General features: G+C 65.7%; 28 protein-coding genes. 21 read left to right on the forward strand and 7 right to left on the reverse strand.

Annotated elements, in window-relative coordinates; genetic code table 11:
• Positions 1–8: 8 nt before the first annotated feature.
• Positions 9–986: an electron transfer flavoprotein subunit alpha/FixB family protein gene (locus tag BM357_RS01535; protein ID WP_074948872.1), complete on the forward strand. Its 978-nt coding sequence runs from the start codon at positions 9–11 to the stop codon at positions 984–986.
• A gap of 48 nt (positions 987–1,034) precedes the next feature.
• On the opposite strand, the gene BM357_RS20425 is transcribed toward BM357_RS01535, so the two are convergent.
• Positions 1,035–1,169 carry a hypothetical protein gene (locus BM357_RS20425; RefSeq protein ID WP_269320505.1) on the reverse strand — a complete coding sequence of 45 codons (135 nt, stop codon included), beginning with the start codon at positions 1,167–1,169 and terminating at the stop codon, positions 1,035–1,037.
• Between the two features lie 309 nt (positions 1,170–1,478).
• Between BM357_RS20425 and BM357_RS01540 the strand changes: the two genes are divergently transcribed.
• Positions 1,479–1,745 (forward strand): hypothetical protein, encoded by a 267-nt coding sequence (locus BM357_RS01540; RefSeq protein ID WP_139234506.1) that lies wholly within the window; start codon positions 1,479–1,481, stop codon positions 1,743–1,745.
• 116 nt (positions 1,746–1,861) lie between these two features.
• Positions 1,862–3,967 carry a S9 family peptidase gene (locus tag BM357_RS01545; RefSeq protein WP_074948876.1) on the forward strand — a complete coding sequence of 702 codons (2,106 nt, stop codon included), beginning with the start codon at positions 1,862–1,864 and terminating at the stop codon, positions 3,965–3,967.
• Between the two features lie 83 nt (positions 3,968–4,050).
• Here the strand turns inward: BM357_RS01545 and BM357_RS01550 are convergent, their stop codons facing one another.
• Positions 4,051–5,640 carry a class II fumarate hydratase gene (locus BM357_RS01550; RefSeq protein ID WP_074948878.1) on the reverse strand — a complete coding sequence of 530 codons (1,590 nt, stop codon included), beginning with the start codon at positions 5,638–5,640 and terminating at the stop codon, positions 4,051–4,053.
• Positions 5,641–5,889: 249 nt separating this feature from the next.
• Here BM357_RS01550 and BM357_RS01555 point away from each other — a divergent pair, with 249 nt between their 5' ends.
• From BM357_RS01555 to BM357_RS01590, 8 genes are all read left to right on the forward strand, one after another.
• Positions 5,890–6,111, forward strand: coding sequence for a heavy-metal-associated domain-containing protein (locus tag BM357_RS01555; protein ID WP_074949266.1), 222 nt, complete (start codon positions 5,890–5,892; stop codon positions 6,109–6,111).
• Between the two features lie 21 nt (positions 6,112–6,132).
• A complete protein-coding gene (locus BM357_RS01560) occupies positions 6,133–6,456 on the forward strand; it encodes a hypothetical protein (protein ID WP_074948880.1) in 324 nt (107 codons plus the stop codon).
• A gap of 105 nt (positions 6,457–6,561) precedes the next feature.
• A complete protein-coding gene (locus BM357_RS01565) occupies positions 6,562–7,446 on the forward strand; it encodes an inositol monophosphatase family protein (RefSeq protein ID WP_245783791.1) in 885 nt (294 codons plus the stop codon).
• A gap of 5 nt (positions 7,447–7,451) precedes the next feature.
• A complete protein-coding gene (locus BM357_RS01570) occupies positions 7,452–8,987 on the forward strand; it encodes a nicotinate phosphoribosyltransferase (RefSeq protein WP_074948882.1) in 1,536 nt (511 codons plus the stop codon).
• 38 nt (positions 8,988–9,025) lie between these two features.
• Entirely contained in the window at positions 9,026–9,967 is a 942-nt protein-coding gene (locus BM357_RS01575) for a 4-hydroxy-3-methylbut-2-enyl diphosphate reductase (protein ID WP_074948885.1), read from the forward strand.
• Positions 9,968–10,010: 43 nt separating this feature from the next.
• Positions 10,011–10,202: a hypothetical protein gene (locus tag BM357_RS01580; protein WP_074948887.1), complete on the forward strand. Its 192-nt coding sequence runs from the start codon at positions 10,011–10,013 to the stop codon at positions 10,200–10,202.
• Between the two features lie 15 nt (positions 10,203–10,217).
• Positions 10,218–11,132, forward strand: a complete 915-nt coding sequence (locus BM357_RS01585; protein WP_074948889.1) for a proline dehydrogenase family protein — start codon at positions 10,218–10,220, stop codon at positions 11,130–11,132.
• A 30-nt stretch (positions 11,133–11,162) separates the two neighbouring features.
• Positions 11,163–11,771, forward strand: coding sequence for a flavin reductase family protein (locus tag BM357_RS01590; RefSeq protein ID WP_074948891.1), 609 nt, complete (start codon positions 11,163–11,165; stop codon positions 11,769–11,771).
• Between the two features lie 60 nt (positions 11,772–11,831).
• Here BM357_RS01590 and BM357_RS01595 read toward each other — a convergent pair whose 3' ends face one another.
• A complete protein-coding gene (locus BM357_RS01595; RefSeq protein ID WP_074948893.1) occupies positions 11,832–12,917 on the reverse strand; it encodes a glycosyltransferase family 4 protein in 1,086 nt (361 codons plus the stop codon).
• Positions 12,918–13,025: 108 nt separating this feature from the next.
• Here BM357_RS01595 and BM357_RS01600 point away from each other — a divergent pair, with 108 nt between their 5' ends.
• A complete protein-coding gene (locus BM357_RS01600; RefSeq protein ID WP_074948895.1) occupies positions 13,026–14,138 on the forward strand; it encodes a YheC/YheD family protein in 1,113 nt (370 codons plus the stop codon).
• A 70-nt stretch (positions 14,139–14,208) separates the two neighbouring features.
• A complete protein-coding gene (locus BM357_RS01605; protein ID WP_074949270.1) occupies positions 14,209–15,318 on the forward strand; it encodes a M24 family metallopeptidase in 1,110 nt (369 codons plus the stop codon).
• An 11-nt stretch (positions 15,319–15,329) separates the two neighbouring features.
• Here the strand turns inward: BM357_RS01605 and BM357_RS01610 are convergent, their stop codons facing one another.
• The 3 genes from BM357_RS01610 to BM357_RS01620 are packed head-to-tail and all read right to left on the reverse strand — an operon-like array spanning position 15,330 to position 16,447.
• Entirely contained in the window at positions 15,330–15,644 is a 315-nt protein-coding gene (locus BM357_RS01610; protein WP_245783792.1) for a DUF1811 family protein, read from the reverse strand.
• Positions 15,645–15,668: 24 nt separating this feature from the next.
• Positions 15,669–16,121 (reverse strand): sporulation membrane protein YtrI, encoded by a 453-nt coding sequence (locus BM357_RS01615; protein ID WP_074948897.1) that lies wholly within the window; start codon positions 16,119–16,121, stop codon positions 15,669–15,671.
• Positions 16,118–16,447, reverse strand: a complete 330-nt coding sequence (locus BM357_RS01620; protein ID WP_074948899.1) for a YtrH family sporulation protein — start codon at positions 16,445–16,447, stop codon at positions 16,118–16,120. Before BM357_RS01620 ends, BM357_RS01615 begins: the two co-directional genes overlap by 4 nt.
• Before the next feature lie 161 nt (positions 16,448–16,608).
• On the opposite strand from BM357_RS01620, the gene BM357_RS19630 reads away from it, so the two are divergent.
• The 4 genes from BM357_RS19630 (at position 16,609) to BM357_RS01635 (ending at position 21,064) form a co-directional block, all read left to right on the forward strand.
• The gene (locus BM357_RS19630) at positions 16,609–16,767 is read left to right on the forward strand and encodes a hypothetical protein (protein ID WP_175511399.1); all 159 of its coding nucleotides are present in this window, start codon (positions 16,609–16,611) and stop codon (positions 16,765–16,767) included.
• A 27-nt stretch (positions 16,768–16,794) separates the two neighbouring features.
• Entirely contained in the window at positions 16,795–16,986 is a 192-nt protein-coding gene (locus tag BM357_RS01625) for a hypothetical protein (RefSeq protein ID WP_074948901.1), read from the forward strand.
• 164 nt (positions 16,987–17,150) lie between these two features.
• Positions 17,151–20,252 carry a DEAD/DEAH box helicase gene (locus tag BM357_RS01630; RefSeq protein ID WP_083430069.1) on the forward strand — a complete coding sequence of 1,034 codons (3,102 nt, stop codon included), beginning with the start codon at positions 17,151–17,153 and terminating at the stop codon, positions 20,250–20,252.
• Complete coding sequence (locus BM357_RS01635; protein ID WP_074948903.1) at positions 20,252–21,064, forward strand: hypothetical protein; 813 nt, start codon at positions 20,252–20,254, stop codon at positions 21,062–21,064. The genes BM357_RS01630 and BM357_RS01635 overlap by 1 nt, the downstream gene beginning before the upstream one ends.
• Here BM357_RS01635 and BM357_RS19635 read toward each other — a convergent pair.
• Positions 21,034–21,171 (reverse strand): hypothetical protein, encoded by a 138-nt coding sequence (locus BM357_RS19635; protein WP_175511400.1) that lies wholly within the window; start codon positions 21,169–21,171, stop codon positions 21,034–21,036. The genes BM357_RS01635 and BM357_RS19635 overlap by 31 nt on opposite strands.
• A gap of 232 nt (positions 21,172–21,403) precedes the next feature.
• Here BM357_RS19635 and BM357_RS01640 point away from each other — a divergent pair, with 232 nt between their 5' ends.
• The 4 genes from BM357_RS01640 to BM357_RS01655 are packed head-to-tail and all read left to right on the forward strand — an operon-like array spanning position 21,404 to position 26,350.
• The gene (locus tag BM357_RS01640; protein WP_175511401.1) at positions 21,404–22,717 is read left to right on the forward strand and encodes an ABC transporter substrate-binding protein; all 1,314 of its coding nucleotides are present in this window, start codon (positions 21,404–21,406) and stop codon (positions 22,715–22,717) included.
• 18 nt (positions 22,718–22,735) lie between these two features.
• Positions 22,736–23,680, forward strand: a complete 945-nt coding sequence (locus tag BM357_RS01645; RefSeq protein WP_074948907.1) for a carbohydrate ABC transporter permease — start codon at positions 22,736–22,738, stop codon at positions 23,678–23,680.
• 2 nt (positions 23,681–23,682) lie between these two features.
• Positions 23,683–24,519: a carbohydrate ABC transporter permease gene (locus BM357_RS01650; protein ID WP_083430070.1), complete on the forward strand. Its 837-nt coding sequence runs from the start codon at positions 23,683–23,685 to the stop codon at positions 24,517–24,519.
• Between the two features lie 49 nt (positions 24,520–24,568).
• Complete coding sequence (locus tag BM357_RS01655; protein ID WP_074948910.1) at positions 24,569–26,350, forward strand: sensor histidine kinase; 1,782 nt, start codon at positions 24,569–24,571, stop codon at positions 26,348–26,350.

Raw genomic sequence — 26,350 nt, forward strand, 5'->3', positions numbered from 1 at the left:
ACCGAGAGATGGCGAAGAACGTGTTGGTATTGGCGGACGTCCGGCGCGGCAAGCTGCGCAACGTCACTTACGAGATGGTGTCGGCCGCTCATCGCATTGCGGACGGCGGGGCTGTCTCCGTGGCCCTGCTGGGCAAGGACGTGGCAGCCCTCGCCGCCGGGTTGGGCGACTTCGGCGCGGACCGGGTCTATGTGGTGGATGCGCCGGAGTTGGAACACTACACGCCCGACGCTTACAAAAAGGCGTTCATGGAGTGCGTGCGGGCGGCGAACCCGGACATCCTCCTGTTGGCCCACTCGGCCGTGGGGAAGGACCTGGCGGCCGTGATGGCGACCCGGCTCGGCGCGGGCCAGGTATCGGACGTGATTGACATCGAGGGCAGCGGGGACCACCTGACCTTCACGCGCCCGATCTACGCCGGCAAGGCGTTCACGAAAGTCCAAGTGACGGAGGGCGTCGTCGTGGCCACCGTGCGCCCGAACAACCTGCCGCCGGCGGAAGGCGGCCTCGGCAAGGCGGGCCAGGTGGAAACGCTGGCTGTGACGTTCGGACCGCAGGATCTGGCCACGGTGGTCAAGGAGATCGTGCAGAAGACGTCTTCGGGGGTGGATCTCTCCGAGGCCAAAATCATCGTCTCCGGCGGCCGCGGCGTGAAGAGCGCGGAAGGCTTCAAACCCCTGTACGAACTGGCGGAGGTGTTGGGTGCGGCGGTCGGCGCCTCACGCGGCGCGTGCGACGCGGGGTACTGCGACTACGCCCTGCAAATCGGGCAGACGGGCAAGGTGGTGACGCCGGACCTGTACATCGCGTGCGGTATCTCTGGGGCGATTCAGCACCTGGCCGGGATGTCAAACTCGAAAGTGATCGTCGCCATTAACAAAGACCCGGAGGCGCCGATCTTTCAGGTGGCCGACTACGGTATCGTCGGAGACCTGTTCGAAGTGGTGCCGATGATGACCGAGCTGCTCAAGAAGGAACTGGCCTGAAACGGAGCAGGGCGGGGATGTCCCCCGCCCTGGTGCTCGCGTCGGCCGTCAGCGCAGCAGACTGGCCGCGACGGCGGCGAAGTACGACGTGTCCACCTTCGGAAACGGCGGTTGAGGGCGGAACGTCTCAATCGCCACGATGATGAGCGCGATGACGAATAAGGCCAGGAAAAACTTGCGCATCGTAAACGTCCTCCTTTGACGAGTCCAAGTTCACCGGACACCCGGGCACGGCGGACGCCGTGATGCGGCGCGCCCTGGGCGTTGTGCCGCAAACTCCCAATCCATTGTAGCAGAGCGACCGTCTGGTACACAAAGCGGCGTCTCCGGCACCGCTTGAACCGGAGCCGCAACATGGTTACACTGGGGCTGTGAGAATCCGGCAAAGCGCCCGATTCGCGCGACAACGTCCGGGATTCGGCAAAGGGGTCAGAGACTGAGGTGCATGCGTTCGATCCGCTGGATTGGATCCACCAATGGGATGATTTTGAGATGATGATGTACGCCCGCCACGATGTGGACGAGCCGGGGATCTTCATGCAAGTCTCCCGCCGCCTGCAGCGGGAAGGTGCTGAAGAGTGGGAGATTTTGTATGATCGCAAAATTGCCGACGTCCCGGAGGGCATTGCGGAGATGCCCGGCACCGACGCGTGGGAAGAACGGGTGCTGCGCCGCCATCTCACGGATCATCCGCAGTTGGTGAATGAAGAGAAGCAGCATTTGGCTGAATTCCTGGCCAATCGGGACGGCCGGGCGTAGGCGTCCGACCGGGCCCGCATCTGCCGATTCAGCCGAACCGGGCCGGGGTTCCGCTCGCCGAGCGGGCCCCTCCTGTATCCTGGGCCGCCGGCCCTGTTGGACTGGGAGCGTGAACGATGAGCAAACGCAGAATCACCGCGCAGGACGTGCAGAAGTTTGAATGGCCAGGCAATCCGGTGTTCTCTCCCGACGGGCGTTGGGTGGTGTATGAACGGACCGTCGCCAACGTGAAGGACGACGATTACGAGACGCACCTGGTGCTGGCGGCCGCCGACGGATCGACCTCCCGCACCCTGACGCACGCGGGCAAGCGGAACTGGGGAGCGGTGTGGTCCCCGGATGGGAAGACGCTGGCGTTCCTGTCCAATCGCTCGTTTGGCACGCAGGTCTGGCTGCTGCCGATGGAGGGTGGAGAGGCGCGCCGCCTGACCCGTTTCCGCCGCGGCATCCACGCGCTGACATGGGCTCCGGATGGCAGCCGCCTGTACGGGCTGGTGCCGGTGCCGAAGGAGGGCAGCGTGGAGCTGTACGACGAGGGGCTTTCGGACAAGGAAGCCAAGGAGCAGGCCGACAAAGACCGCGAAGAGTGGGAACAGAATCCGAAGCGCTACGACTGGCTCTATTACAAACGCGACGGCGGGGGCCTCACGCGCGGGTTCAAGAATCAACTGGTGGCCGTCGACGTGGCGACGGGCGAGGTGCAGCAGTTGACGAGCGGGCCGTACGACGTCGGAGAACCGGCCGTGTCCCCTGACGGGAAGTACATCGCGTTTCCCTCCAATCGCGCGGCCAATCCCGAGCTGGAGTACCGCTCGGACCTCTACCGGGTGCCGGCCACCGGCGGCGAGCTGGAGCTCCTGTGCAATGATGCCATCGTGTATCAGTTGGCGTACTCCCCGGACGGCAAGTCCATCGCCTTTTTCGGTCATCGCAACGAATACTGGTTTGCCACCCACACGCGCCTCTTCCTGGTGCCGAGCGAAGGCGGCGCGTCGGTGGACCTGTGCACCGACTTCCCGGACACGCTGGGGGACGATTGCGTGTCCGACATGCGCAGCCATGAGCACACCCCGGGTCCGCTGTGGTCGAAGGACGGCCGGTTCATCTACGCCCTCAGCACGCGCGAGGGCCGCTGCGAGGTGGTCCGTTTCACCCTGAACGGCACGACGGCGACGGGTGAGGTGGTCATCGGCGGTGACCGCGAGGTGTACGGACTGTCGTACGACGGCGGAACGCGCTTCGCCATCGCCTACGCGACGCCGGTGCATCCGGGCCGGGTGGCGACGGTGGACATCGCGGGCCAGCCGGTGCGGTCGCGGCCGCCGCGGGCGGTGACGGAGCCGATGAGCGCGGAGCGGGTGGCACCGTTCCCAAACGGCGAAGTGCGTCTCGATACGTGCAACGACGCGCTGTTGGCCGAGGTCGAGGTGGTGGAGCCGGAGGTGTTCTTCTACACGTCCGAGGACGGCTGGCAGGTGCAGGGGTTTGTCCTCAAGCCGGTCGGCTTCGAAGCGGGGAAGAAGTATCCGGTGATCCTCGAGATCCACGGCGGGCCGCACGCCATGTATGCCTACTCGTTCTTCCACGAGATGCAGTGGTTTGCGGCAGAAGGGTATGCGGTGGTGTACGTGAATCCGCGCGGCAGTTCGGGATACGGGCAGGAATTCGTCAACGCGGTGCGCCACCACTACGGGGAGAAGGACGCGGCCGACATCCTGAACGGGCTCGACGCGGCGCTGGAGAAGTTCGACTTCCTGGATGGCGATCGCGTGGCCGTCACGGGCGGCAGCTACGGCGGGTTCATGACCAACTGGCTGGTGGGCCACACGGACCGGTTCTTCGCCGCCGTCTCGCAGCGGTCCATCTCCAACTGGATTTCGTTCTACGGCGTGTCCGACATCGGGCCGCGCTTCACGGAGACCGAGGTGGGCGGCGACGTCCTGCATGACTTCGAGAAGTTGTGGAAGGCCTCGCCGCTGGCGTACGCGGAGCATGTGAAGACGCCGCTGTTGCTGAAGCACGGGGAGAACGATCTCCGCTGTCCCATCGAGCAGGCGGAGCAGTTCTACACGGCCATCAAGCGCAACGGCGGCGAGGTGGAGCTTCTCCGCGTGCCAAACGCCAGCCATGACCTGTCGCGCACCGGCAAGCCGAAGCTGCGGGTCGCGCGTCTGGAAGCGATGTTCCGCTTCATTCACGACCGCCTGCCGAACCGGGATTGATCCCGGTCCGGCAGGGCGGCGTCCGCGACGGGACACAGCGGCGGACCGGCTGCCGTGCGAGGCGGACGGGGGATGGCCGCTCGTCAGTCGCTTCGTTCCCTCGACACGTGCGGCGGCATGCTGGCATACCCCATCCATCCGCCGCTGGTCCCCGCCCCGTCCGCGAGCTTCACCCCGCTCGCACTTCCATCCCCCGGCGAACCTGCACCCGGGCCCGTGCTGCCGGAGCCGCTCATGCCGTCTGTCTGGATGCCGGCGCTGTGGGCCTCGGCCAAGGTACGCGGCACCCCCTCCGAGAGGTGGTCGACGTCGAGGGCGTGGCGCAGCGCAGCCTCGTCGATGCCGAGGGCCAAGCCCGCTTCCAGCAGGCTCGTATCGTGGGCCAGCGCATGTTTCACCACCTTCGCCGCCGTGTCGTAGCCGACCACCGTGTTGAGCGCGGTCGCCAGCGACAGCGAGCGTTCCGCATAGGCGCGGCAGCGGGCGGCGTCGGCGGTGATGCCCTGCACGCAACGGTCCGTGAATACCGTGACGGCGTTGGTCAGGATCTCGATTTCATGCAACAGGTTCGCCGCCATCACGGGCATCATCACGTTGAGCTCCAACTGGCCGGCGCCTCCCGCCTGGGCGATGGTGGTGTCGCACCCCTGCACCTGGAAGGCGACCATGTTTAGCATCTCCGCCATCACCGGATTCACCTTGCCGGGCATGATGGACGACCCGGGCTGAACCGCCGGCAGGGTGATCTCCGCGAGTCCGGTGCGGGGCCCGGAGGATAGCAGCCGCAGGTCGTTGGCGATCCGCTGCAGGGCCAGGGCGAGGTTGCGCAGCGCCGCGCTGACCCACACCGCCTCGTCCGGGTTCTGGTTGAACGTGAAGGGATTCTCCGGCAGCCGGAAGGAGAGGCCGGTGTATTCCGCCACGAACTGCACCGCCAGCTCGGGGAACCCGGGTGGCGTGTTGATGCCCGTCCCCACCGCGTTTCCCCCGAAACCGATGGCCAGGAGGTCCCCCGCCGCCTGCTCCACCCAGCGCCGGTGGCGCGCCACGTTGTCCGCCCAAGCGGCGAACTCGTCCCCGAGGCGCATCGGCACCGCATCCTGCAGATGGGTGCGGCCCGATTTGACGATCCCGCGAAACGCCATCGCCTTGTCGCGCAGCGCCTGTTCCAACCGGGCGAGGGCCGGATCCAGCCCGTGGGCGAGCCGTTCCATCGCCGCGATGTTCATGGCGACGTGGATGGTGTCGTTGGTCGACTGGGACTTGTTGACGTCGTCGTTCGGATGCACTCGTCCCGTGTCTCCCCGCGCGCCGCCCAGCAACTCGGCGGCCCGGGCGGCAATCACCTCGTTGGCGTTCATGTTCTGCGACGTGCCCGCGCCGGCCTGGTAGACGTCGACGCGGAACCATTCGTCCAAGTCTCCGCGGATCACCTCTTCCGCCGCCATGCAGATGGCGTTGGCTTTCTGCGGGTCCATGGCACCGAGGGCCTGGTGCGCACGGGCGGAGGCCCACTTGATGATGCCCTGCGCGCGGATAAACGCGCGCGGCAGCCGCAGTCCGCTGATGGGGAAATTCTCCATCGCGCGTACCGTCTGCGCGCCGTAATACGCGTCCGCCGGAACTTCGAGTTCTCCCAAGGAATCGCGCACGATGCGTGTCTGCAACCGCATGGCCTCCCTCCATCCGGCGCCGCCTCAGGACAGGCCCGAATGGGGCCCGTTTCAGCCCGGGCGAGGCGGACGATGGTACATGGGATTGAAATGGATGGCTGTTTTTAGTATATCCTCGAATGATTGCCATCACCCGTCCTCTCGTCCAGACACAAAGATGCCTCGGTGCGGTACAATGACATCAATCGGCACACCTCGCCGCAGGGCGGGAAGCCGCAAGGCGGGGTGGAAAGGTGGGAGATGCGGCGCATGGCCGATCAGGTGTTTTACGTGACGGGCATGTCATGTGCGCACTGCAAACAGGCCGTGGAGTCGGCCCTGATGGACTTGCCCGGCGTCTTGCGGGCGGAGGCGGATGTGCAGACCGGACGTGTGGTCGTGGCAGTCGGGGAGCCGGTGGATCCCCAGCTCATCCGCCTGGCTGTCGAGGAGGCGGGGTACACGTTGGCGGAGTCCGGGCCAGTTCGTTAAGATGGGACAGGAGTGTGAACGATGATCTGGATTCACGAGGCGCTGGGCATCGTCACGCTGGTGGCTGCGCTGGTGGTGTGCGTGTGGGCGTGGCTGCGGGCAGCGGCGGGGATGCAGGCGAAGCTTCCGTCCAAAGTGTTGATTGGGCTCATCGATCTCCAGATTTTACTCGGCATCATCACATGGGTCCTGCATCGCGTGTGGAGTTTGCATCCGCTGTTCGGCATCGCGGCGGCCGCCGTGGCCCACATCTGGGTGAAGGACAAGCGGTCGCGCGCGGCGCAGGCGTGGGGTGCCACGGCCGTGCTGGTCCTGTTGGCGGTCGGCGTGCTCGCAGGCCGGTAACAGCATGTACGTCGGTCGATCACGGTACTGCGCGGGGGTTTCACGAAGCGGCCTGCGCAGCACAAGCGGAGTGAAACGTCCACGTCATTGAAGGGGTTTGGTCCATTGCTGTCAGAACATCTCATCCAGTGTTTGGCGACCGCCGCCGAGGCGGCGCTGGAAGCGGGCGACTACTTCCGCTCCCGAGTCGATTCCATCCAAGACGTCAAGGCGAAATCCTCCCCGAACGACCTGGTGACGGATGTGGATCCCGCCTGTGAGGCGATGATCCGGCGCCGCATTGCGGAGCGCTTCCCGGATCACGACGTGTTCGGGGAGGAGACCACCGCCCCCGGCGCCGCCGCGTCAGCCGCCGCCGCTGAGCAGGTGTGGAACAAGCCGCACCTGTGGATCGTCGATCCCATCGACGGCACCACCAACTTCGTCCACCACCTGCCATTGTCCGTGGTCTCGGTGGCCTATGCCGCGGGCGGCGAGCTTCAGGTCGGCGTGGTGTACGACCCGTACCACCGCGAGGTCTTCTACGCGGTGCGGGGCGTCGGGGCCTACCTGGCCGGGGCCGGAGCGATGCGCGGGTGGCTCGGCGCACCGTCGGCGGAGGGGCTCCCGGTGGGCGTGCGGCTGGAGGCCTCCCGCGTCGAGCATCTCAAGCGGGCGGTGGTCGCGTCCGGTTTTCCGACGCGATCGCGGACGTACGAACAGACCACCGCCAACACCGCCAGGCTCTTCGGCCGCGTGAAGAGCATCCGGGCGCTCGGCAGCGCAGCCCTGCACCTGGCGTACGTGGCGGCCGGGCGCATCGACGGCTTCTTCGAGTACGACCTCAACGCCTGGGACGTGGCGGCGGGGGCACTGTTGGTGCGGGAAGCCGGGGGCTGCGTCGGGGAGATTGGGGGCGGGCCGTATCACCTGCGCGTCCGCGACATCGCCGCAGGTGGCACGCCCGCTCTGTTCCAGGCGATGGACGGCGCGATCCGGGGGGAGGCGTGAGACTCATGAGCGGAACGGAAGAGACCCGCTGGCCGGACGCGGAGCAGCATGAGCGTGCCCTGGCGCGCATCGAGGCCATCTCGCGGTTGCCGGTGTACCGGGACAGGCCGGTCTCCTTGTTGACCGACCTGTACGAGCTGACGATGATGTACGGACATTTCCAGGCCGGACGGCACCGGCAGCGGGTGGTGTTCGATCTCTACTACCGGACCAATCCCAGCGGCAACGGCTACGTGATTGCCGCCGGGTTGGAGCAGGTGGTCTGGTATCTGCACAACCTGCGGTTCACGGACGCGGACATCGCGTATCTGCGCAGTCTTCGCCTGTTCTCCGAGCCGTTCCTCGAGTACCTGCGCACGTTTCGGTTCACGGGCGACCTGTATGCCGTACCGGAGGGGACCATCGTGTTTCCCAACGAGCCCCTGCTGCGCCTCGAGGGCCCGATTGACGAGCTGCAACTGGTGGAGTCCGCCCTGATGACGTTCATCAACCATCAGAGCTTGATTGCGACCAAGGCCCAGCGCATCGTCGACGCGGCGGCCACGGCGCAGGGCGCGCGGGCGCCCGTCATCGAGATGGGGCTGCGGCGGGCGCAGAACATGGACGCCTCCGTGTTCGGCGCGCGCGCGGCTTTCATCGGCGGCTGCGTCGGCACCAGCAACGTGCTGGCCGGCCAGAGCTTCGGGATCCCCGTCTCAGGCACCATGGGGCACAGCTGGGTACAGAGCTTTCCATCGGAACTGGAGGCGTTTCGCGCGTACGCGAACGCGTTCCCGGACGACACGGTGCTGTTGGTCGACACCTACGATGTCCTGCGCAGCGGCGTGCCCAACGCCATTCAGGTCGGCCGGGAGCTGGCCGCCAGCGGCCGGCGCCTGAAGGCCATCCGCATCGACAGCGGCGACATCGCCTACCTGTCCAAGCAGGCGCGGCGGATGCTGGACGAGGCGGGGCTGCACGACGTCGGGATCATCGCGTCGTCCGACCTGAACGAGTGGACCATCCGCGACCTCATCGTCCAGGGCGCGCGCATCAATGCCTGGGGGGTCGGCACCAGCCTCATCACCAGCTACGATCATCCGGCGCTCGGAGCGGTGTACAAGCTGGCGGCGCAGGAGGAAGGCGGCGTGCTCCGGCCGCGCATCAAGATCTCCGAGAACGCCAACAAGATCACCAACCCGGGCAAGAAAAAGGTGTTACGATTTTATGTGAACGGGCGTGCATCGGCCGACCTCATCGCGCTCGACGACGAGTCGTTCAACCCGTCAGAGCCGCTGGAGTTGTTCGATCCCGTTCACACCTACAAGCGCAAGGTGATCCAGGGGTTTGAGATGGAGGCGCTGCTGCAACCCGTCTACATCGGCGGGCGGCTGGTGTACGAACTGCCGGACCTGCGGCAGATCCGCCGCCACGTGGAAGCCGGACTGGCGCGGTTCGCGCCGGAGATCCTGCGCCACGTCAATCCGCACATCTACCATGTGGACCTGTCGCAGCGGCTGTGGGATCTCAAGCAGCGGTTGCTGCACGAGTGGCGGCCGTGAGACGGCCGGGATTGCCTGCCGCGAAATGAGGGAAAGCCATGAAGGTCATCAAAATCTCGCCGCGCGGGTATTGTTATGGGGTGGTGGACGCCATGGTGATGGCCAAACAGGCCGCCGACGATCCCACCCTGCCGCGGCCCATCTACATCCTCGGGATGATTGTGCACAACCGGCACGTCGTCGAGGCGTTCGAGCGCGAAGGCGTGATCACGCTGGACGGCGCCAACCGGTTGGAACTCCTGGAGCAGGTCAAGGAGGGCACCGTGATCTTCACCGCCCACGGGGTGTCGCCTGAGGTCAAGCGGCGTGCGGCGGAACGGGGCCTGCACACGATTGACGCCACCTGCCCGGATGTGACCCGGACGCACGAGCTCATCCGCGACCGCGTAGCCAAGGGATACGATATCCTCTACATCGGCCGCAAGGGCCATCCGGAGCCCGAGGGGGCGGTGGGGGTGGCGCCCGGGCGCGTGCATCTGATTGAGAACATGGCGGACATCGAGGCGCTGGATGTGCGCAACGACAAGATTGCCGTCACCAACCAGACCACCATGAGCCAGTGGGACACGGCCGAGCTGATGCAGGCGGTCAAAGCCAAGTATCCGCAGGCGGAGATCTACAACGAAATCTGCATGGCCACCCAGATGCGCCAGCAAGCGGTGGCCGAACAGGCGAAGGATGCGGATCTCTGCATCGTCGTCGGCGATCCGCGCAGCAACAACTCCAACCGCCTGGCGCAGGTGGCCGAGGAGATTGCGAAGGTGCCGGCGCACCGGGTGGCGGATGTCACCGAGATAAATCCCGCGTGGTTAAAAGGGATTCGTACGGTCGCTGTGACGGCCGGGGCGTCGACGCCGACGGCCATCACCAAGGAAGTCATCGATTACCTGGAGCAGTTCGACGAGAACGACCCGTCCACCTGGACGCCGAAGCGCACGGTGCAGCCGGACCGGATTTTGCTCACCGCGCGCCGGACGTGACGGCTGGATCCGGCGTGGACGAGAGCGGGTGGGGAGAGTTGCCGTGCAGGTCTTGATGCTGGTGGTGCTGCTCGCCATCGCGGTGCTGTGCAGTTGGCTGCGGCGCAAAGCCGTGCGTTGGCTGTTCACCTTGCTCGCGGTGGTGTTCTGGATCGCGTTTTTCGCACTGCTCGGATTCGTCATCGGATACAGCGCCGGGGAGCACGGCGTGCGGATTTTGCACGCGCTGCAGTAAAAGGAGGAACCACACATGGAGCAATGGATGCGGTCTGTGCTCTTGTCGCTGGCCAAGAACCGGGCTGCGAACCGCTGGGCCAAGCGGTACGGGTTGCGCCTGGGGGCACGGCGATTCGTGGCCGGGGAGACGATTGACGAGGCCATCCGGGCGGTGGCTCAGCTCAACCGTCAGGGGATGGCCGCCACGCTGGACCACCTGGGAGAGTTCGTCGGCGACGAACGGGAGGCACGCCAGGCGGCGGATGCGTGTGTGACGGCCCTGACCGCCATCCACCAGGCCCAGGTGGACTCCACCCTGTCCGTGAAGCTGACGCAGTTGGGGCTCGACATCGACCGGGAGCTGTGCTTGGAGAACATGCGCCGGATCCTGGGCCACGCCCGGGATCTCGGGATCCGGGTCACCATCGACATGGAGGATCACCCGCGCTGCCAGGCGACGCTCGACCTCTTCGACATCCTTCGCGCCGAGTACGACAACGTGGGCACCGTCATCCAGGCGTACCTGTACCGCAGTCTGGACGACGTGCTCAGGCTGGCGGCCGACGGGGTGCACCTGAGGATCGTCAAAGGGGCGTACAAAGAGCCGCCGGAGGTGGCGTACCCGGAGAAAGCCGACGTGGACGCCAATTACATCAAGCTGATGGAGGCGCAATTGCTGAGCCCGGGGTTCACGGCCGTGGCGACCCACGACGAGCGCATCATCGAGCACGCCAAGCGCTTCATCGCCGAGCACGGCGTCGCCCGCGACCGCTATGAGTTTCAGATGCTCTACGGCATCCGAACCCAACTGCAGCAGCAACTGGTGCGGGAGGGGTATCCCTTGCGGCTGTACGTGCCGTACGGGAACGACTGGTATGGTTACTTCATGCGCCGCTTGGCGGAACGTCCGGCAAACGTGTGGTTCGTCCTGCGCGGCGCGCTCCGCTGACGGAACACATCCTGTGGGGAGGGATGGCGGGTGGAACTTTCTCCGGATGCGCTGGCGTGGCAGGACAGTTACAAGCTCCTGGTGGGCTGTGTGGTGCCGCGACCCATCGCCTTTGTGTCCACGCAGAGCCGGGACGGGGTGCGCAATCTGGCGGCTTTCAGCTTTTTCAACGGCGTGTGCCCGAAGCCGTTCATCATTTCGTTCGCGCCGATGTTTCGCGGCGACGGCGAGAAGAAGGACACCTTGCGCAACATCGAGGAGACCGGAGAGTTTGTCGTCAATGTGGTCCCTGACGAGTTGGTGCAGCAGATGAATCTCACGTCCCCCGAGTATCCGCCGGAGGTCGACGAGTTCGCCGTCGCCGGCCTGACCCCGGTGCCAAGCCGTGTGGTGGCTCCGCCGCGCGTGGCGGAGAGCCCGATTCAGATGGAGTGCGAACGGGTCCAGATCCTGCAGTTCGGGGACGGCCCCGGCGGCGGGTTCCTGGTGCTCGGCCGGGTCGTTCATCTGCACGTGCGCGACGACCTATGGGCGGGGGACCGCATCGACGGATCCCGCTGGCTGCCCGTGGGGCGCATGGCGGGGAACGAGTACACCCGCGCCACAGATCGCTTCCGGCTCAAACGCCCGTCTCTGTAGGATGCGCGCCCTTATCGGGGAGGCGCCCTTATCGGGCAGGTGCCCTTATCGGGGAGGCGGTCAGAGTTCGCCGTAGAGGGCGGCGAAATGCGCGGCGCAGCGGGGCCAGGTGAACGCCTCGGCGCGCCGCCTTGCGCCGTCGCACAGCGCCTGCCAACGGCCTGTGTCCGCCATGAGCGTGCGGATGGCGCGCGAGAAGCCGGCGGGGTCGCGATAGCGGCGCACCAGAATGCCGCACGATGCGTCGACGGTCTCCTGGATGCCGCCCTGTTGACTCGCGATCACGGGCAGGCCGGCGGCCATCGCCTCCACGTTGACGAGCCCGAACGCCTCAGGGGCTTGAGACGGGCAGACGAGCGCGTGTGCCGCCCACAGCCGCGGCGGCAGCTGGTCCGGCGGCACAAAACCGGGCCACTGTACGGGCAGACCGCGGATGGCGGCCCGCAGCGCCCGCTCATAGGCGCTCTCCCACCGGGGCGTCCGGCCGATGATGGTCAGGTGCACGGGGACCTTCGCCCGGTGCAGCTGCCGGACCGCTTCGACGAGGATGTGCACGCCTTTGCCGCGAATCACCCGGCCGACATACACGAGCCGAAACGGCGGCCAGGCCGGCCGGGCATTCTGAGCGGGCGGGGTGAACCGCCCGGCGTCGACGCCCGGGTGGATGACGTGCGGCCGCCAACGGCCCGGATCCAGGCGAAACGCCCGCGCGATCACGCGGCGTAAATAGTGGCTGTTCAGCACCACCGCGTCGGCGTGCCGGAGCACGCGCCGGGCCCGGGCCCGGTCGATGTGCCGCGGCCCGAGAAAGGTGGTCGAGTGCAGGTTCAGCACCACCCGCGCGTTTGGCACCGCCCGGCGCACGCGCGGGACCAGGTCCGGGCGGTTCTCCACCTGGATCACCTCCGGCGCAAGGCTTCGCAAGTGAGCCAGGCAGGCGCGTCGGTACGCACCGCGACTGGATTCCTCAATCTGAATGTGGCGCTCGCAGGCGTCCCGCCCGGCTCCCGGTGACAACAGGGTCACGTCCACCCCGGTTGCATCCAGCTCTCGCACCAAATCTTCCAGGTAGATCTGCACCGATCCGCCGCGCACCGGCGGGATCGGCAACCCCTCCGGCGCGACGAGCGCCACACGAATCCCCATCTTCCCGTCCCTCCCGGCATTCGCCCAGCCCTCATTCGACACAAGGTATGCACGCCCTGCGGGGAAGGTCACATAGCGTGCATCATGCACGCGCAGGGAGGGGTTCGCATGCTGATCACCGTCACCGGAACCACGCCTGTCGCCGCGCGGCCCAGACGGCGCGTGCTGTGGTTTCAGACGTTGGGCGAGGCGGCTGCGGCATACGACATGCCGCTGGTGGTGACCCCGCCCGATCTAGCAGCGGCGGGATTGCCGGACGGCGTGACCGGATGGGCTTGGGAGCGAAGCGGGACGTGGCGCCGGGCGCGGATGGCCCATGTGGCCCAACCGGTGGTGTACGACGCGATGTATCTCAAGGACCTGCAACGTCACCGGATGGCCTACCGGCGGCTGCGCGAGACGTTGGACCGCAGCCGCCTGGTCGCCTTCAATCCGGTGCTCCCGGCGAAGGACCAGGTGTACCGCGTGATCCTGGCGGATGACTCGGTGCGGACCGCCTTGCCCCCGACGCGGTTCCATCCCTCGCCCGAGGAACTCCTCGACCTGTCGGAGGTGTGGGGAGCGGTCTGGTGGAAGCCGGTGTACGGCTCGGGCGGGCGCAACATGCTGTTCATTCGTCCGCTTTCCCGCAGGCGTTGGTATGTGACGGGTGAGCGGTTTTTCGGCCAGATGATTCACCGGGACGTGGACCGGGAGCAACTGCTCGCGCTGTTGGCCTACAGCCAAAGGCGGCGGCCCTACATGGCGCAGGGGCATATCCCGTTGTGGCGCACGGAGGACGGACGGCACCTGGATCTCCGAGTGACGGTCCAGTGCAACGCGTGCGGGGTGTGGGAGGTGTTGGCGGTCACCGCACGCAGGGGACCTCCGGGGGCGATGGTGACGAACTACCATGCCGGCGGACGCGTGGAATCTTTGACGCATCCGACCGCCGTCCAACTGTCCCGGCTGGCCAGTGCCTGCATCGACGAGGCGGTGCTTGATCGCGCACGGGCGCAGGCGCTGCAGGTGGCCCGCGTGCTGCAGCGGGCGTATCCTGCGCTGGGCGTGTTGGGCGTGGACGTGGGCGGATCACCGGACGAGGAATGGTGTTACGTGTACGATTTGAACAGCCGGCCGGGCCGGGATATCCTGACCGATGACGAACTGGCGGGGTTTGCACGGGGGGTGGCGGGTTTTGCCCACTATTTGCGCCACGAGATGCCCCGCCGGTGCCGCTGATTTGGTACACTCTGGACGACGGGGACCGCCTGCGGGCGGGACCGGACCGAGGATGGAGGCGATGCGGTTGATGACGTCAGGTCCGTGGTCGGATCGTCGTCAGCGGTTGTGTCAGGAGTTGGCCCGGGCCGGGGTGGAGGCGGCCCTCCTCACCTCGAGGCCCAATGTGTACTATCTGACGGGGGTGTGGCTCGCGACCGGGGAGCGCGCGAGCGCGTTGATTGTCCGTCCGGACCGGGATCCGGTCTGGGTGGTCCATGAGATGTTCGCGCAAGAGGTGACATCGGCGGACGTGCGCATCGTCCTGTGGAAGGACGGTGAGGACGCGCACCGCCTGATCCAGGAGCAGGTGGGACAAGCCGCACGGGTGGCCGTCGACGGGGGCTGGGAGGCACGCCACTTGATGGCGTGGATGGCGCTGCGGCCGGGGCTGCCGCTCCCGGTGTCCGCGGACGGGATGATGGCCAAGCTGCGCAGCCGTAAGGACGCGGAGGAGTTGGATTGCCTGGCGCGGGCCTCGGCGATGGCGGATGAAGTCGTCAAGGCGCTCGCGGCGGATCTGCGTGCGGGCGACACGGAAGCCGTGTTGGCAGAACGGCTCGCCACGCTGTGGCGGCAGGCCGGATCGGAGGGCATGTCGTTTCCGCCCATCGTCGCCGCCGGCCCGAACGGAGCGGCCCCGCATCACGAGCCCGGCGGGAGCCAGGTGACGGCGGGGACCACGGTCATCGTCGACACGGGCGGGGTGTACCGCCATTACGTCAGCGACATCACGCGGACGTACATCGTGGGAGAGCCCACGGAGGAGATGAGGCGGGTGTACGCCTGCGTCCTCGCCGCGCAGGAAGTTGGCATCCAGGCCGCGAAACCGGGTGTGACGCTGGGAGAGGTGGACGCGGCGGTCCGGCGGTACATCACGGATGCCGGGTATGGTCCGTATTTCACCCACCGCACGGGGCACGGGGTCGGCCTCGACGTCCACGAGGAGCCCTATGTGGTGGGCGGCAATGACCAGGTGTTGGAACCGGGGATGGTGATGAGCATCGAACCCGGGATCTACCTGCCCGGGCGATTCGGGGTGCGGATTGAGGATCTGGTGGTCATCGAAGAAACGGGTGCCCGGTCTCTCAACCGTGCGCCAAAACACTGGGAGGCGGTGTGCCTGCCGCTCGGTGAGTGAGTGAGCTTGGATCACGATCCGTCGATGACCAGCATGGCCAGGGGGACCGCCGTCTCCGATCCGTCGGAGAAACGGATCCCCCAGGCCATCACGCCCTCCACGCGCGTGACGGTCAGGCGGTCCGGTTCTTCGGCGAGATCGTACACGCGGCCGGGTTCAATCCGGACCTGATCCCGGATGAGGTACGATTTCGCGAGGTACCATTTCTGCATGGCCACGGCGTATCGCGACCAGTCCTGACGGTCGAACGCCTGCCGGCCCTCTTCTTGCAACTGTGCCATTTCCCGCTCCAACTGCGCCGGGGTCATCTCGCTGTATCGCAGCATATCGTTCCTCCACGTGTGCATCGGTCATGCCGAGGGGCTGACGGTGATGGCGACGAACAGCTTTTTGGCCACCACCACGGTGTTGACACGGATGGTGAACTCCTGTTGGTCGACGGTGACGGTGCGGCCATCCAACAGCCGGTAGGGAAGATCGGGGTTGTGATCGAGGGTGGACAGGGGGCGGTCGACCAAGAAAGCCAGTTGTTTCTTGACGAAATCGACCACCTCCAACTGGGTCAGGCTGTCCGGGGCCTTGGCGTCCACCTGGATGCTTTCAATCACCGGCTGCGGGTTCGGCTGCTGCAGCTTCGCCGACAGCAGCCGCACTTGGTCTTCCAACGTTTCCTTCTCCGTTGTACAGGAATTGTACTGTACGCGCAACTGATTGATCTCCCGGCCCTGGTAGACCAGCATCAGGCTGCCGCCGAGCAGGGCACCCGCCACGAGGGCCGCGATGAGGCGGCGGTTGACGGTCATGAGGAGCTCCCCTCCCCGGCAAGCCAGCGCACGATGAAGGCACCGGCCTCACAGCCGACGAACGCGGCAATCAAGAACGTAATCTGGCGCCCGACCGGCGCCAGCTCGCGGGAGAGTACCCCGGTTTCGATGACCTTGAGGGTGTCCATCGTGCCGCCGAGCGTGCTCACCATCGCCCAGATTTTCAGCTGCTCGGACAGATTCACCATCACCGCCATCGGGGGCGCGTGCATCAGCGAAGCGCCGATTCCCCCCAACAGGGAACCGCCCAGCACAATGCCCATCGCCACAAAAAAATCGACGACCAGGCTGGAAACGAACGACATCCTGCATCTCCTCCCGCATCGAGCCGCCTGTGGACGCCATCCGTCACCAACATACGGGACAGGTCCATGAATTATGCCCGGCGCATACTCATATCCCATCCCGTGTGAGGCACACTAGCTGCGACCAGAATGGTGTCAGGCAGGCCGAGGAGGTGGGGAGGATGCCGGTGGTCCACGAAGCCCGGTGTCCGTATTGCGGGGAGACGTGGGAGATCGACGTCGGCGTGGAGCAGGTTTCGGACGAGGAGTTCCTCGACGCGACGCGCACCCCGTACGTGTATGTGCCGTGTGAACGCTGCACCTATCTGCACTTTGACTGAGACCTTTCAGGAGAGGAGCGATGGCGCATGGACGGCGGGGATCCCGTCCCCCACACGCCGCAGCACAATGCGTTCACGGAATCCGTCGTGGATGCGGTGGACCGCATGCGGGATGAAGGGGGAATCGCACCCGACATTCCGCACCGGGAAAGCACGTTGAAGGAGCGTGGGGTCACGGGCCATCCGGATGGACCGGACGGGCAGGATGACCCCCATTGAGAGACAGCCGACATCACCATCTTCCGTATCCGGGGCGAGGCGGCCGTACGGCCGGCCTCGCCACGCCGTTTTGGGCGGCAGCGGCCGAACCCCGCCGGGGACCGGAACTTGATATAATATAACGAATACCGTCCATGAGGCTTGGACAGTTCGAGGGGACAGGGATGCGGGTTGAGGAGACACAACCGGTTCGATTGCACGGGCGGTTGACGCCAGGAAAAGCCTGGTGGCAGGACGGAGAGGTCCGGCTGTGGCTGACCGGGGCATCCGTAGGCCATGACCCCGTGGAACCGGTCAAACGCTGGTGCCTCAGACACCTGGAGCCTTCCTGTGTACGGGCCGAAGCGGACAGCGTGGTGCTCGGCGGCCGGGACTTTCTGCACCTGATTTCCCGCTTGCCAAGTGCGCCGTGGCCGCTGGCGGACGACCTCGCCGTATACGGGTGGGCGGTCGGGTTGGCGCTCGAGATCGTGCAAAGCCAGGACGTGCTGCCGTTCGCAGCCCCCGTGGACCTGCCCGGAGGGGGCGTCTGGGATCTCATGGGCCGTCTCGCGCAGGCGGGGGACCTGGGATACGCGGAGTGGCCGTCGGGCGCGGGCGCGTTCGCAGCCGCCTGGATGCCGGCGTGGACGCGGGAGGAATTGGTGGACCGCAGAATGGTCCTGCTGTCCCAGGCGGAACGGTGGTGGGCGCCGTCAGCCGCGGCGTTCGGGGATGAGAATGCCCGCCGGCTGTGCGATGCCTGGCTCTGTCGATGTGTGGATCACTTCGTCCGCCAGGCGCTGTCCCGAGGCGAGCTGCTCCCGCAAGACGCGCCGGCCCCGTTCCGCATCCTCTATCGGGGCGAACCGGAACTGATGGAGGCGTTCGCCCGAGCGTTGACTTCGGACGGCGCACTGTTCCACGCCGACGGATGGTTGATGTGGCGGGCCTTGCGGCGTTGGTTCGCCGGCACGGGATGGACGCCGGAACGGTGGGCGGATACCCACGGTGCAGGGCGTTACCGGTTGGAGTTGGTCTTGGAGCCGCCGAAGGGGAACAGCTACGATTGGACCGTGCGTTTTTGGATCGCGCATCGGCGCCGCCCGGGCGTACGGGCGCCGCTGGCGTCGTGGTGGCGCGAACCGCGCCGGGTCTGGTGGATCGGCGGGGAACGGCTACATCGCCCGGACCGATGGATCCTCCCGCAGCTCTGCCGGGCGGCGGAGGTGTGGCCGGCCCTGGGGCCGGCGCTGCAGGCGCCCGCCCCAAGCCAGTGGCGGGTGCCGGCGCAGGAGGCGTACGACCTGTTCACGGTGTATGCGCCCAGGTTGGAGGCCCAGGGAATCTCCGTCCGGCTGCCCGCGTTGAAGCGGGTGGATGCCGGAGACATCCGCCTCCAGGTGCAGGTTCGCCGTCGATCTCCCAGGTCTTCACCGCTTCCCGCGGCCACCGCGCGTCCGTGGTTCGATCTGGCGCACCTGGCCGACTTCGACTGGACCCTCGCCGTCGGAGACGTCACGGTGACGCCGGAGGCCTTCGCGCGCATGGTCGAGCAGGGCGCGCCGTTGCTCCAGACGGATGCCGGGTGGTGCCTGGTCCCGGTGCGGGCTCTCCTCGACCGCCTGGAGATGACGAGGCCATCGCCGGAAGAGCGGTCGTTGCCGGCGTTCGCGAGGCTGTGGCTGTGGGCGCAGGCGTCCGAGGAAGAGACGATACCGGTGGAGCTGTCCTTTGACCATTCCGCCGCCGACCTGGCGCAGTTCGTCGACGCGCTGCGCATGGCCTGCCACCCCAGCCCCCTGCCCGCTCCGGACGGCTTCCGGGGACAGTTGCGGGGCTATCAGCAGACCGGGTATGCGTGGTTGGTGCATCTGCGGCGGCTGGGGCTGGGCGGGGTGCTGGCCGATGACATGGGGCTGGGCAAGACCGTCCAGATATTGGCCTATCTGTGGTATCTCAAGGAGACGGGGCAAGCCCGGGGCCCTCACCTATTGGTCTGTCCGACGTCGCTGCTCGCCAATTGGCGGCAGGAGATGGCGAGATTCGTCCCCAGCCTGCGCGTCCACATCCACCACGGCAGCGCCCGCCACCAGACGGATGCGGACGGGACGCCGCGGTTGGCGGCGGCCCTTCGGAGGTGCGACGTCGTCGTCACCACGTACGGAACGGCCGTGCGCGACGCGGACGTTCTGCAGGCCATCCAGTGGGACGTCGCCATCGCCGATGAGGCGCAGGCCATCAAGAATCCGGACACCCATCAAGCGCGGATGCTGCGCCGCCTGAAGGTGCGGCAGTGGGTGGCCTTGACCGGCACGCCGGTGGAGAACCGGCTCGAAGAGCTGTGGTCCATCGTCCAGTTGGTCAATCCGGGATACCTCGGGAGCGCCCGTTGGTTCCACCGTGCCTTCGCCGATCCGGTGGCACGGGCCCCGGGCGGCGTCACGGCGCGGCGGCTGCGGACGCTGCTGCAACCCATCCTGCTGCGCCGCAGCAAGGCGGACCCCGTCATCCGCCGGGAGCTGCCCGAAAAGTGGGAGATCGCCGCCTATGCCGCCCTGACGCCGGAACAGGCCGCCTTGTACCAACGGATCGTCCACGACCTGTTCCAGGGGCTCGGGCGGCCAGGCTCCATCGGGCGGCGCGGGCAAATTCTCGCCGCGCTCACCCGGCTCAAACAGGTGTGCGATCACCCGGCGCTGGTCGCCGGAGGGAAGGGGACGCCTGGCCGATCGGGAAAGTTGACACTGTTGTTGCAGCGGATCGAAGAGGTGGTCGCCAAGGGAGAAGCCGCCCTGGTGTTCACCCAGTTCCGCGAGATGGGCGAACTGTTGGTCGCTGCGCTTCAGGCCCGGTTCGGTTGGTGTCCACCCTTTCTGCACGGGGGGCTCGGCGCAGCCAAACGGGGGGAGTTGGTCGCCCGGTTTCAGGAGGGGGTGGATCCCGCGCCGGTGTTCGTCCTGTCGCTCAAGGCGGGCGGCACGGGGCTCAACCTCACCCGCGCCAACCACGTGTTTCACTACGACCGCTGGTGGAATCCGGCGGTGGAGGATCAGGCGACGGATCGCGCGTTCCGCATCGGGCAGACGAAGGACGTCCAGGTGCACCGGCTCATCTGCCCGGGGACGCTGGAGGAGCGGATCGATCAGATGATTGCGCACAAGCGCGCCCTGACGCAGGTCGTGGCCGGGACGGGGGAAGGTTGGTTGACGGAATTCGATGACGAAACGCTGCGGCGGCTGTTCATGTTGGATGTGGAGGCGGCCGTAGGGGAGATGGAGGACTGATGGCGCGCTCGTCGAAGCCTGGCGGCACGTGGGGATGGCATCACCTGTTGGAATGGATCGATTCGGCAGGACAGCGGCGTCCGCGTCACGCGGCGCGGCAGAGCCTGGTGACAGGGGTGACCGTGCGCGAGGGGCACATTTACGCCATGGTGCAGGCACCCCATCCAGGCCCGGGTGCCGGTCTGGACGCGGGGGCGTCGGTGACCTTGCCCTGCCCGGATTGGTGGCCACCGGTGTTGGACGAGGTGGCGGAGTGGTTCTGCCAGCGCCCGGATTGGCTGGGCGCCTTGTGGATGGGGCGGTGGGAGGAATCTTTCTTGCGCCACGCGGCGGACGCCGGGCGGCTCCTGTTGCCGGACGCGGCCGCGGCAGCCCGGATGGCGGCCGGCGCCGAGTGCTCCTGCGGGGCCGCCGAACGGTGCCTGCATGTCGCCGGATTGGCGCACTCGATTGCCCAGGATGTGCAGATGCAGCCCGAGCGCGCCCTGTTCTACGTGGGGGTCTGTCCGGAGGGGTTGTTCGACCGGGCGCATGCGCGCACCGCCGAACGGCTCGCGGACGCACGGGATCCGCGGCCGGCCGGGCTTCCCGGTTCAGAGGCGGGCGATGCCGAGCCGGACGCGGTGGCCGCGGGCCGGGCGGCAGGCCAGGATCCGTTGTGGCGCATGGCGGCGTCTTGGGCTCAGGTGCCGTCCGTCACGCCAGGCGAGCCGCCGGCCCGTGCGGCCGCTCCGTTCACGGTCCGGTGGGATGCGGCGCGGCTGGAAGCGCTGCAGAGAGACTACATGGCGTGGGTGTGGGGAGCATCCTGATGCGATTCCGGTTCCGGCGGTGTTTCCATGCCCGACAGCGCCTGCCTGGCGAAGAGCCCCAACACGACGCTCAGCAGGCCGACGGTGATGATGAATCCAACCCCCATGTGGGTGACACCTCAATTCCGAACCCTCTGCGCCCCGGGCACCAGGGCGTCCGTTCACCTATATAGACGCAGTGCCCCCGGGCGACGTTGCAACGGAAACCCTGTCGCATATCGGATTTTTAAACAACACCCTTCGGATTTTTCGATTCCTGCCGGTACGGGCCGCTTTCTATAATACAGACATCCTGCAAGCGGTTTCATCCGCGCGAAGAGGAAGAAGGGGGTTCGGATGATGAAACGGGCGGCTCAGTGGCTCGTACCGGCCGCGGTGGCCCTGGTGGCGGTCACCGGATGCGGCGGAAGCAGCGGCGGTACCGGACAGAACACGGCCAACAACGGTGTTGGCGGACCTGCGAGTAACGGGCAGACCATCACGCTGCGCATCTCCTGGTGGGGGGATCAAACCCGCGCGAATCTTACGCAGCAGGTCATCGATCTCTATGAAAAATCCCATCCAAACATCAAGATTCAACCCGAGTTCACCGGTTACTCCGGGTATCAGCAGAAGCTGACGACCGAGGCCGCCGGCAACAACCTGCCGGACGTCATGCAGATGAACTACGGGCCGATGATCTCCCAGTTTTCCTCCCAGGGCCTGTTGGACGACCTGAAACCTTACATCGACAGCAAGCAGATTGACGTCAGCAAGATCGATCCGCAGCTGCTCGGCACCGGCGTCATCAACGGCCAGCAGCTCGGCATCCCGTTGGCGGAAAACGCCCTCGCCGTCCTGTACAACCCGGATCTACTGCAGAAGGCCGGCCTGAGCGATCCCAAGCCCGACTGGACCTGGGACGATTTCATCCAGATGGCGGAGACGGTGCACCAAAAGCTCGGCATCTGGGGCGCGCGCACACTGGATTACACGTTCACGCCCGAGTACTACATCCGCCAGCATGGCCAGCACCTGTTCTCCCAGGACCAGAAAGCGCTGGGCTACGACGACCAGACGCTCGCCGACTACTGGCAGATCAATCTCAAGCTGATCCGGGACGGTGCCGCGCCGACCATCGACAAGATTCAGCAGATTCAGGGTCTGGAGCAGGAGCCGTTGGCGCAGCAGAAGGCGGCCTTCGATCTGCGTTGGTCGAACCAGTTGACGGCGCTGTCGAACAACGGCAAGCTCCCGCTGAAACTCGCGCCGCTGCCGGGCCCGGACGCGGACAAGGGGATGTACCTGAAGCCGTCGATGTTCTTCTCCATCAGCAAGACGTCCCAACACAAGGCGGAGGCGGCGGATTTCATCAACTTCTTCATCAACAACCTGGACGCCGCCAAGATCCTGAAGACGGAGCGCGGTGTGCCGGTGTCATCGGACATCCGGGAGCAGTTGAAGTCGTCTCTGTCGCCGCTGGATCAGGAGACGTTCGACTATATCGATTACGTGTCGAAGCACAGCAGTCCCATTGATCCCGACAGCCCGCCCAATTACTCGCAGATCAGCCAGACCTTGAAGGACGTGGACCAGAAGGTCCTGTTCGGCAAGGAGACGCCAGAGCAGGGGGCCAAGGAATTCCGGAGCAAGGCCGAATCCCTGCTGAAGTGACAGAGGGTGAGAGAACGCATGCTTGCCACGAAAACCGACACCATCGTCCCGCCGGCGCCCGGAGTGCGTTCTCGCCGAAAGAAGAACGACAACTTGACCGGGTACCTGTTCATCCTGCCCTTCGTGATCGGGTTCATCGGCCTGACCCTGTTCCCGACGGCGGCGTCGTTGTACCTGTCCTTCACGGACTACAACATGTTGGGTTCTCCGCATTGGGTCGGGATTGAGAATTTCCGGCAGATGTTTACCCAGGATGACAAGTACTGGCAGTCCGTGCGCGTGACGGTCCAATACGTGTTCACCGCGGTACCGGTCCGGTTGGTGTGCGCCCTGCTCATCGCCATGCTGTTGGACCGTATCACCGCAGGGGCGGGGTTTTTTCGCACGGTGCTGTACGTTCCCTCCCTCATCGGCGGGAGTGTCGCCGTGTCGGTGATGTGGAAGCAGCTGTTCAGCGACAAGGGGGCCATCAACGCGCTGTTGACGGCGGTGGGCCTGCATCCGCTGCCTTGGCTGGGCGATCCGCATCTGGCCCTGTGGACCCTGGTCCTGTTGGCAGGCTGGCAATTCGGATCGCCCATGCTGATCTTTCTCGCCGGGCTCAAGAACATCCCGCGCGAGCTGTACGAGGCCGCCGGCGTCGACGGGGCCAACGCATGGCAGAAGTTCGTGCGCATCACCCTGCCGATGTTGACCCCGGTCATCCTGTTCAACGTGGTCATGCAGGTGATCCAGGCTTTCCTCGCCTTTACGCCGAGCTACATCATCTCCAACGGCCACGGCGATCCGCTGGACGGCACACTCCTGTACGTGCTCTATCTGTTCCGCAACGCGTTCGAGTTTTTCAAGATGGGGTACGCATCCGCCATGGCCTGGGTGCTTCTGGCCGTCATCGCCCTGTGCACGGCGCTCATCTTTCGGAGCTCGTCGTACTGGGTGCACTACGAGTCGGAGAGTGAATGACGATGGGGAGCCGTTCGGCGAAAACAATCCACTACATCCTGGTCAGTCTCGTGTCGCTGGCGATGATCTATCCCGTGCTGTGGATGATCAGCAGTTCCCTGAAGGACGGAACCGAGGTGTTCTCGACCGCTTCTTCTCTCATTCCGCACAACCCGCAGTGGCAGAACTATCCCGAGGGATGGAAGGGATTTGCTGGCATTTCGTTTGCCACATTCTTCAAAAATTCGCTGCTGGTCGTCATCATCAGCACCATCGGGAGCGTGCTGTCCTCGACCCTGATTGCGTACGGATTCGCCCGCATCCGCTTTTTCGGGCGGAAGTTCTGGTTCGTCTGCATGATGCTGACGATGATGCTGCCGCCGGAGATCGTGATGATTCCGCAGTACATCCTGTTCAACAAGATGGGGTTCCTGAACACCTATCTGCCGCTGATCCTGCCGACGTTCTTCGGCACGCCGTTCTTCGTCTTTCTCATCATGCAGTTCATCCGAAGCATCCCGAGGGATTTGGAGGAGGCCGCGCTCATCGACGGGTGCACCCGGTTCTCGGCGTTCGTGCGTATCTTGGTGCCGATGATTGTTCCGGCCATGGTCACCTGCGCCATCTTCAGTTTCTATTGGCGATGGGAGGAGTTCATCGGGCCGCTGATCTACCTGCAGGACCCGAAGAAATACACGGTGTCGCTGGCCATCAAGATGTTCTCCGACCCGGACGCGGTGTCCAACTGGGGGGCCATGTTCGCCATGTCGGTGGCGAGCCTGATCCCGGTGTTGGTGGTGTTTTTCATCTTCCAACGCTACGTGGTGGAGGGAATCACCACGGGCGGGTTGAAAGGGTAAGCGTCCAGAAAGGCGGCCGGCGTGCGGCCGCGTGAAGGGGGCTTCCCGGTTGAACACGCTGCGGCGCCTGCGCGTTCACTACCGCCATCTCAAGATTCGCAACAAGATGGTTCTCGCGTTTTCGTCGCTCTTGGTGGTGTACACGTTGATTGGGGTCGCGTTGGTGGAGGCGGTCACCTGGTTCGGGAACGCCAAGCTGTACACGGAGGCCAGCGGCGAACTGAATGTCGGTTCGTCCATCATCAACAGCGAACTGAGGTCGGTGGAGGATTTTTCATTTCAAATCCTGGCGGACGACTCGGTGCAGGCGGCCCTCGTGCAGATTGCGGATCACCCGGATGGGTTTGACACCCTCGTGCGCCGGGACGCCCTGTTCAAGCAGCTCATCACGCTCCTCCAGGACAACCAGTATCTCGGCTACATCGACCTGCAGAGCAACGACGGGACCCACTTCACGGTGGGCAACGACGGATTGGTCCTGGAACTGAAGCCGCAGGAGCTCGCGCAGATCCGGGATGCCCAAGGCGGCCACGTGTGGCTGTTGCGCACGGACGGTCCGGATGTGGCACTCCTGTCTGCCCGCGAGATCCGCGACAAGAACAGCCTGAGCCTGCGGCCCATCGGCCTGTTGACGATGAAGGTGGAATTGGACCGACTGGTCCGCATGTACATCGACCTGTCGGACGGGAAAGACGTGCTCATCAGCAAGGCGGGTCAACCGGTGTTCGCGTCGAGCTCCGAGGTTCTGGCGATGTACCCGGACCTGTCCGAGCGGGTGAAGACCTGGAGCATCCTCGATACCCCGCGGGGGCGGGTGTTCGTCACGCGACTCCGGACAGGCTACCAGGGATTCGAGTATTACACCCTGATCCCGTACGACGTCATGTTCAGCGGCCTGTGGAAGGTCAAGGCCGCCTGCATCGCGGCCGACATGCTGCTGTGCCTCCTGTCCCTGTGGCTCATCCGGAACCTGGCGGCGCGGTTGACCCGGCCGCTCGAGGAACTGACCACGCAGATGAAACTGGTGCAGGCGGGGGACTGGCCCCTCGCGAGTCCGGACGGAGAGGCGGGGCCGCGCGGCCGCGATGAGATCGGTCAGCTGTATGTCAACTTTCACCGGATGTTGAAGCGGATCGACCAGTTGGTGGAGGAGAACTACGTGCAGAAGCTGTTGGTGAAGGAGGCGGAGTTCCAGGCGCTGCAGGCGCAGATCAACCCGCACTTCCTGTACAACACCCTCAACTCCATCAACTGGCTGGCCAAGATCAACCGGCAGCACACCATCTCCCGCATGGTGGAAGCGCTCGGGGCGATGTTCCGGAGCTTGATGGATCGCGAGCGGCCGGTCATCGCGCTGCGCGAGGAGCTCGCGCTGGTGGAGCACTACCTGACCATTCAGACGGTCCGGTTCGGGAGCCGGCTGCAGTGCGACATCCGAGTGGAGGATGGGCTAATGGACACCGAGATCCCAAAACTCACCCTGCAGCCGTTGGTTGAAAACGCCATCAAACACGGCCTGGAACAGGTGGTGGGGACGTTCCACATCCGCATTCGGGGGAGACGGGAGGATGACGCGGTGGTCATCACGGTGGCCGATGACGGGCCGGGGATGGACGGCGAAGCGGTGCAGCGGGCCCTGTCGGGCGAGGGAAGGACGGGCAAGATTGGCCTGCGCAACATCCATCACCGATTGCAGTCGCGGTACGGCGAGGCGTACGGTTTGACGGTACGTGCGCAGCCGGGGGAGGGGACGGCCATCACGCTGCGCCTGCCCTGCCGGAGGAACGATGAGACCGGGGGCTGCACCGGAGAGGCTTCAAGGGGGGGGTGA

This window comes from Paenalicyclobacillus macrosporangiidus (assembly GCF_900116805.1).
Classification (GTDB): Bacteria; Bacillota; Bacilli; order Alicyclobacillales; family Alicyclobacillaceae; genus Alicyclobacillus_H; species Alicyclobacillus_H macrosporangiidus.

What these genes read in the sequence shown, in the direction of transcription:
- BM357_RS01535 (WP_074948872.1), top strand. Translation starts at nt 9, where the DNA reads ATGGCGAAGAACGTGTTGGTATTGGCGGACGTCCGGCGCGGCAAGCTG.
- BM357_RS20425 (WP_269320505.1), bottom strand. Translation starts at nt 1,169, where the DNA reads ATGCGCAAGTTTTTCCTGGCCTTATTCGTCATCGCGCTCATCATCGTG.
- BM357_RS01540 (WP_139234506.1), top strand. Translation starts at nt 1,479, where the DNA reads ATGATGATGTACGCCCGCCACGATGTGGACGAGCCGGGGATCTTCATG.
- BM357_RS01545 (WP_074948876.1), top strand. Translation starts at nt 1,862, where the DNA reads ATGAGCAAACGCAGAATCACCGCGCAGGACGTGCAGAAGTTTGAATGG.
- BM357_RS01550 (WP_074948878.1), bottom strand. Translation starts at nt 5,640, where the DNA reads ATGCGGTTGCAGACACGCATCGTGCGCGATTCCTTGGGAGAACTCGAA.
- BM357_RS01555 (WP_074949266.1), top strand. Translation starts at nt 5,890, where the DNA reads ATGGCCGATCAGGTGTTTTACGTGACGGGCATGTCATGTGCGCACTGC.
- BM357_RS01560 (WP_074948880.1), top strand. Translation starts at nt 6,133, where the DNA reads ATGATCTGGATTCACGAGGCGCTGGGCATCGTCACGCTGGTGGCTGCG.
- BM357_RS01570 (WP_074948882.1), top strand. Translation starts at nt 7,452, where the DNA reads ATGAGCGGAACGGAAGAGACCCGCTGGCCGGACGCGGAGCAGCATGAG.
- BM357_RS01575 (WP_074948885.1), top strand. Translation starts at nt 9,026, where the DNA reads ATGAAGGTCATCAAAATCTCGCCGCGCGGGTATTGTTATGGGGTGGTG.
- BM357_RS01585 (WP_074948889.1), top strand. Translation starts at nt 10,218, where the DNA reads ATGGAGCAATGGATGCGGTCTGTGCTCTTGTCGCTGGCCAAGAACCGG.
- BM357_RS01595 (WP_074948893.1), bottom strand. Translation starts at nt 12,917, where the DNA reads ATGGGGATTCGTGTGGCGCTCGTCGCGCCGGAGGGGTTGCCGATCCCG.
- BM357_RS01600 (WP_074948895.1), top strand. Translation starts at nt 13,026, where the DNA reads ATGCTGATCACCGTCACCGGAACCACGCCTGTCGCCGCGCGGCCCAGA.
- BM357_RS01605 (WP_074949270.1), top strand. Translation starts at nt 14,209, where the DNA reads ATGACGTCAGGTCCGTGGTCGGATCGTCGTCAGCGGTTGTGTCAGGAG.
- BM357_RS01610 (WP_245783792.1), bottom strand. Translation starts at nt 15,644, where the DNA reads ATGCTGCGATACAGCGAGATGACCCCGGCGCAGTTGGAGCGGGAAATG.
- BM357_RS01615 (WP_074948897.1), bottom strand. Translation starts at nt 16,121, where the DNA reads ATGACCGTCAACCGCCGCCTCATCGCGGCCCTCGTGGCGGGTGCCCTG.
- BM357_RS01620 (WP_074948899.1), bottom strand. Translation starts at nt 16,447, where the DNA reads ATGTCGTTCGTTTCCAGCCTGGTCGTCGATTTTTTTGTGGCGATGGGC.
- BM357_RS19630 (WP_175511399.1), top strand. Translation starts at nt 16,609, where the DNA reads ATGCCGGTGGTCCACGAAGCCCGGTGTCCGTATTGCGGGGAGACGTGG.
- BM357_RS01625 (WP_074948901.1), top strand. Translation starts at nt 16,795, where the DNA reads ATGGACGGCGGGGATCCCGTCCCCCACACGCCGCAGCACAATGCGTTC.
- BM357_RS01630 (WP_083430069.1), top strand. Translation starts at nt 17,151, where the DNA reads ATGCGGGTTGAGGAGACACAACCGGTTCGATTGCACGGGCGGTTGACG.
- BM357_RS01635 (WP_074948903.1), top strand. Translation starts at nt 20,252, where the DNA reads ATGGCGCGCTCGTCGAAGCCTGGCGGCACGTGGGGATGGCATCACCTG.
- BM357_RS19635 (WP_175511400.1), bottom strand. Translation starts at nt 21,171, where the DNA reads ATGGGGGTTGGATTCATCATCACCGTCGGCCTGCTGAGCGTCGTGTTG.
- BM357_RS01640 (WP_175511401.1), top strand. Translation starts at nt 21,404, where the DNA reads ATGAAACGGGCGGCTCAGTGGCTCGTACCGGCCGCGGTGGCCCTGGTG.
- BM357_RS01645 (WP_074948907.1), top strand. Translation starts at nt 22,736, where the DNA reads ATGCTTGCCACGAAAACCGACACCATCGTCCCGCCGGCGCCCGGAGTG.
- BM357_RS01650 (WP_083430070.1), top strand. Translation starts at nt 23,683, where the DNA reads ATGGGGAGCCGTTCGGCGAAAACAATCCACTACATCCTGGTCAGTCTC.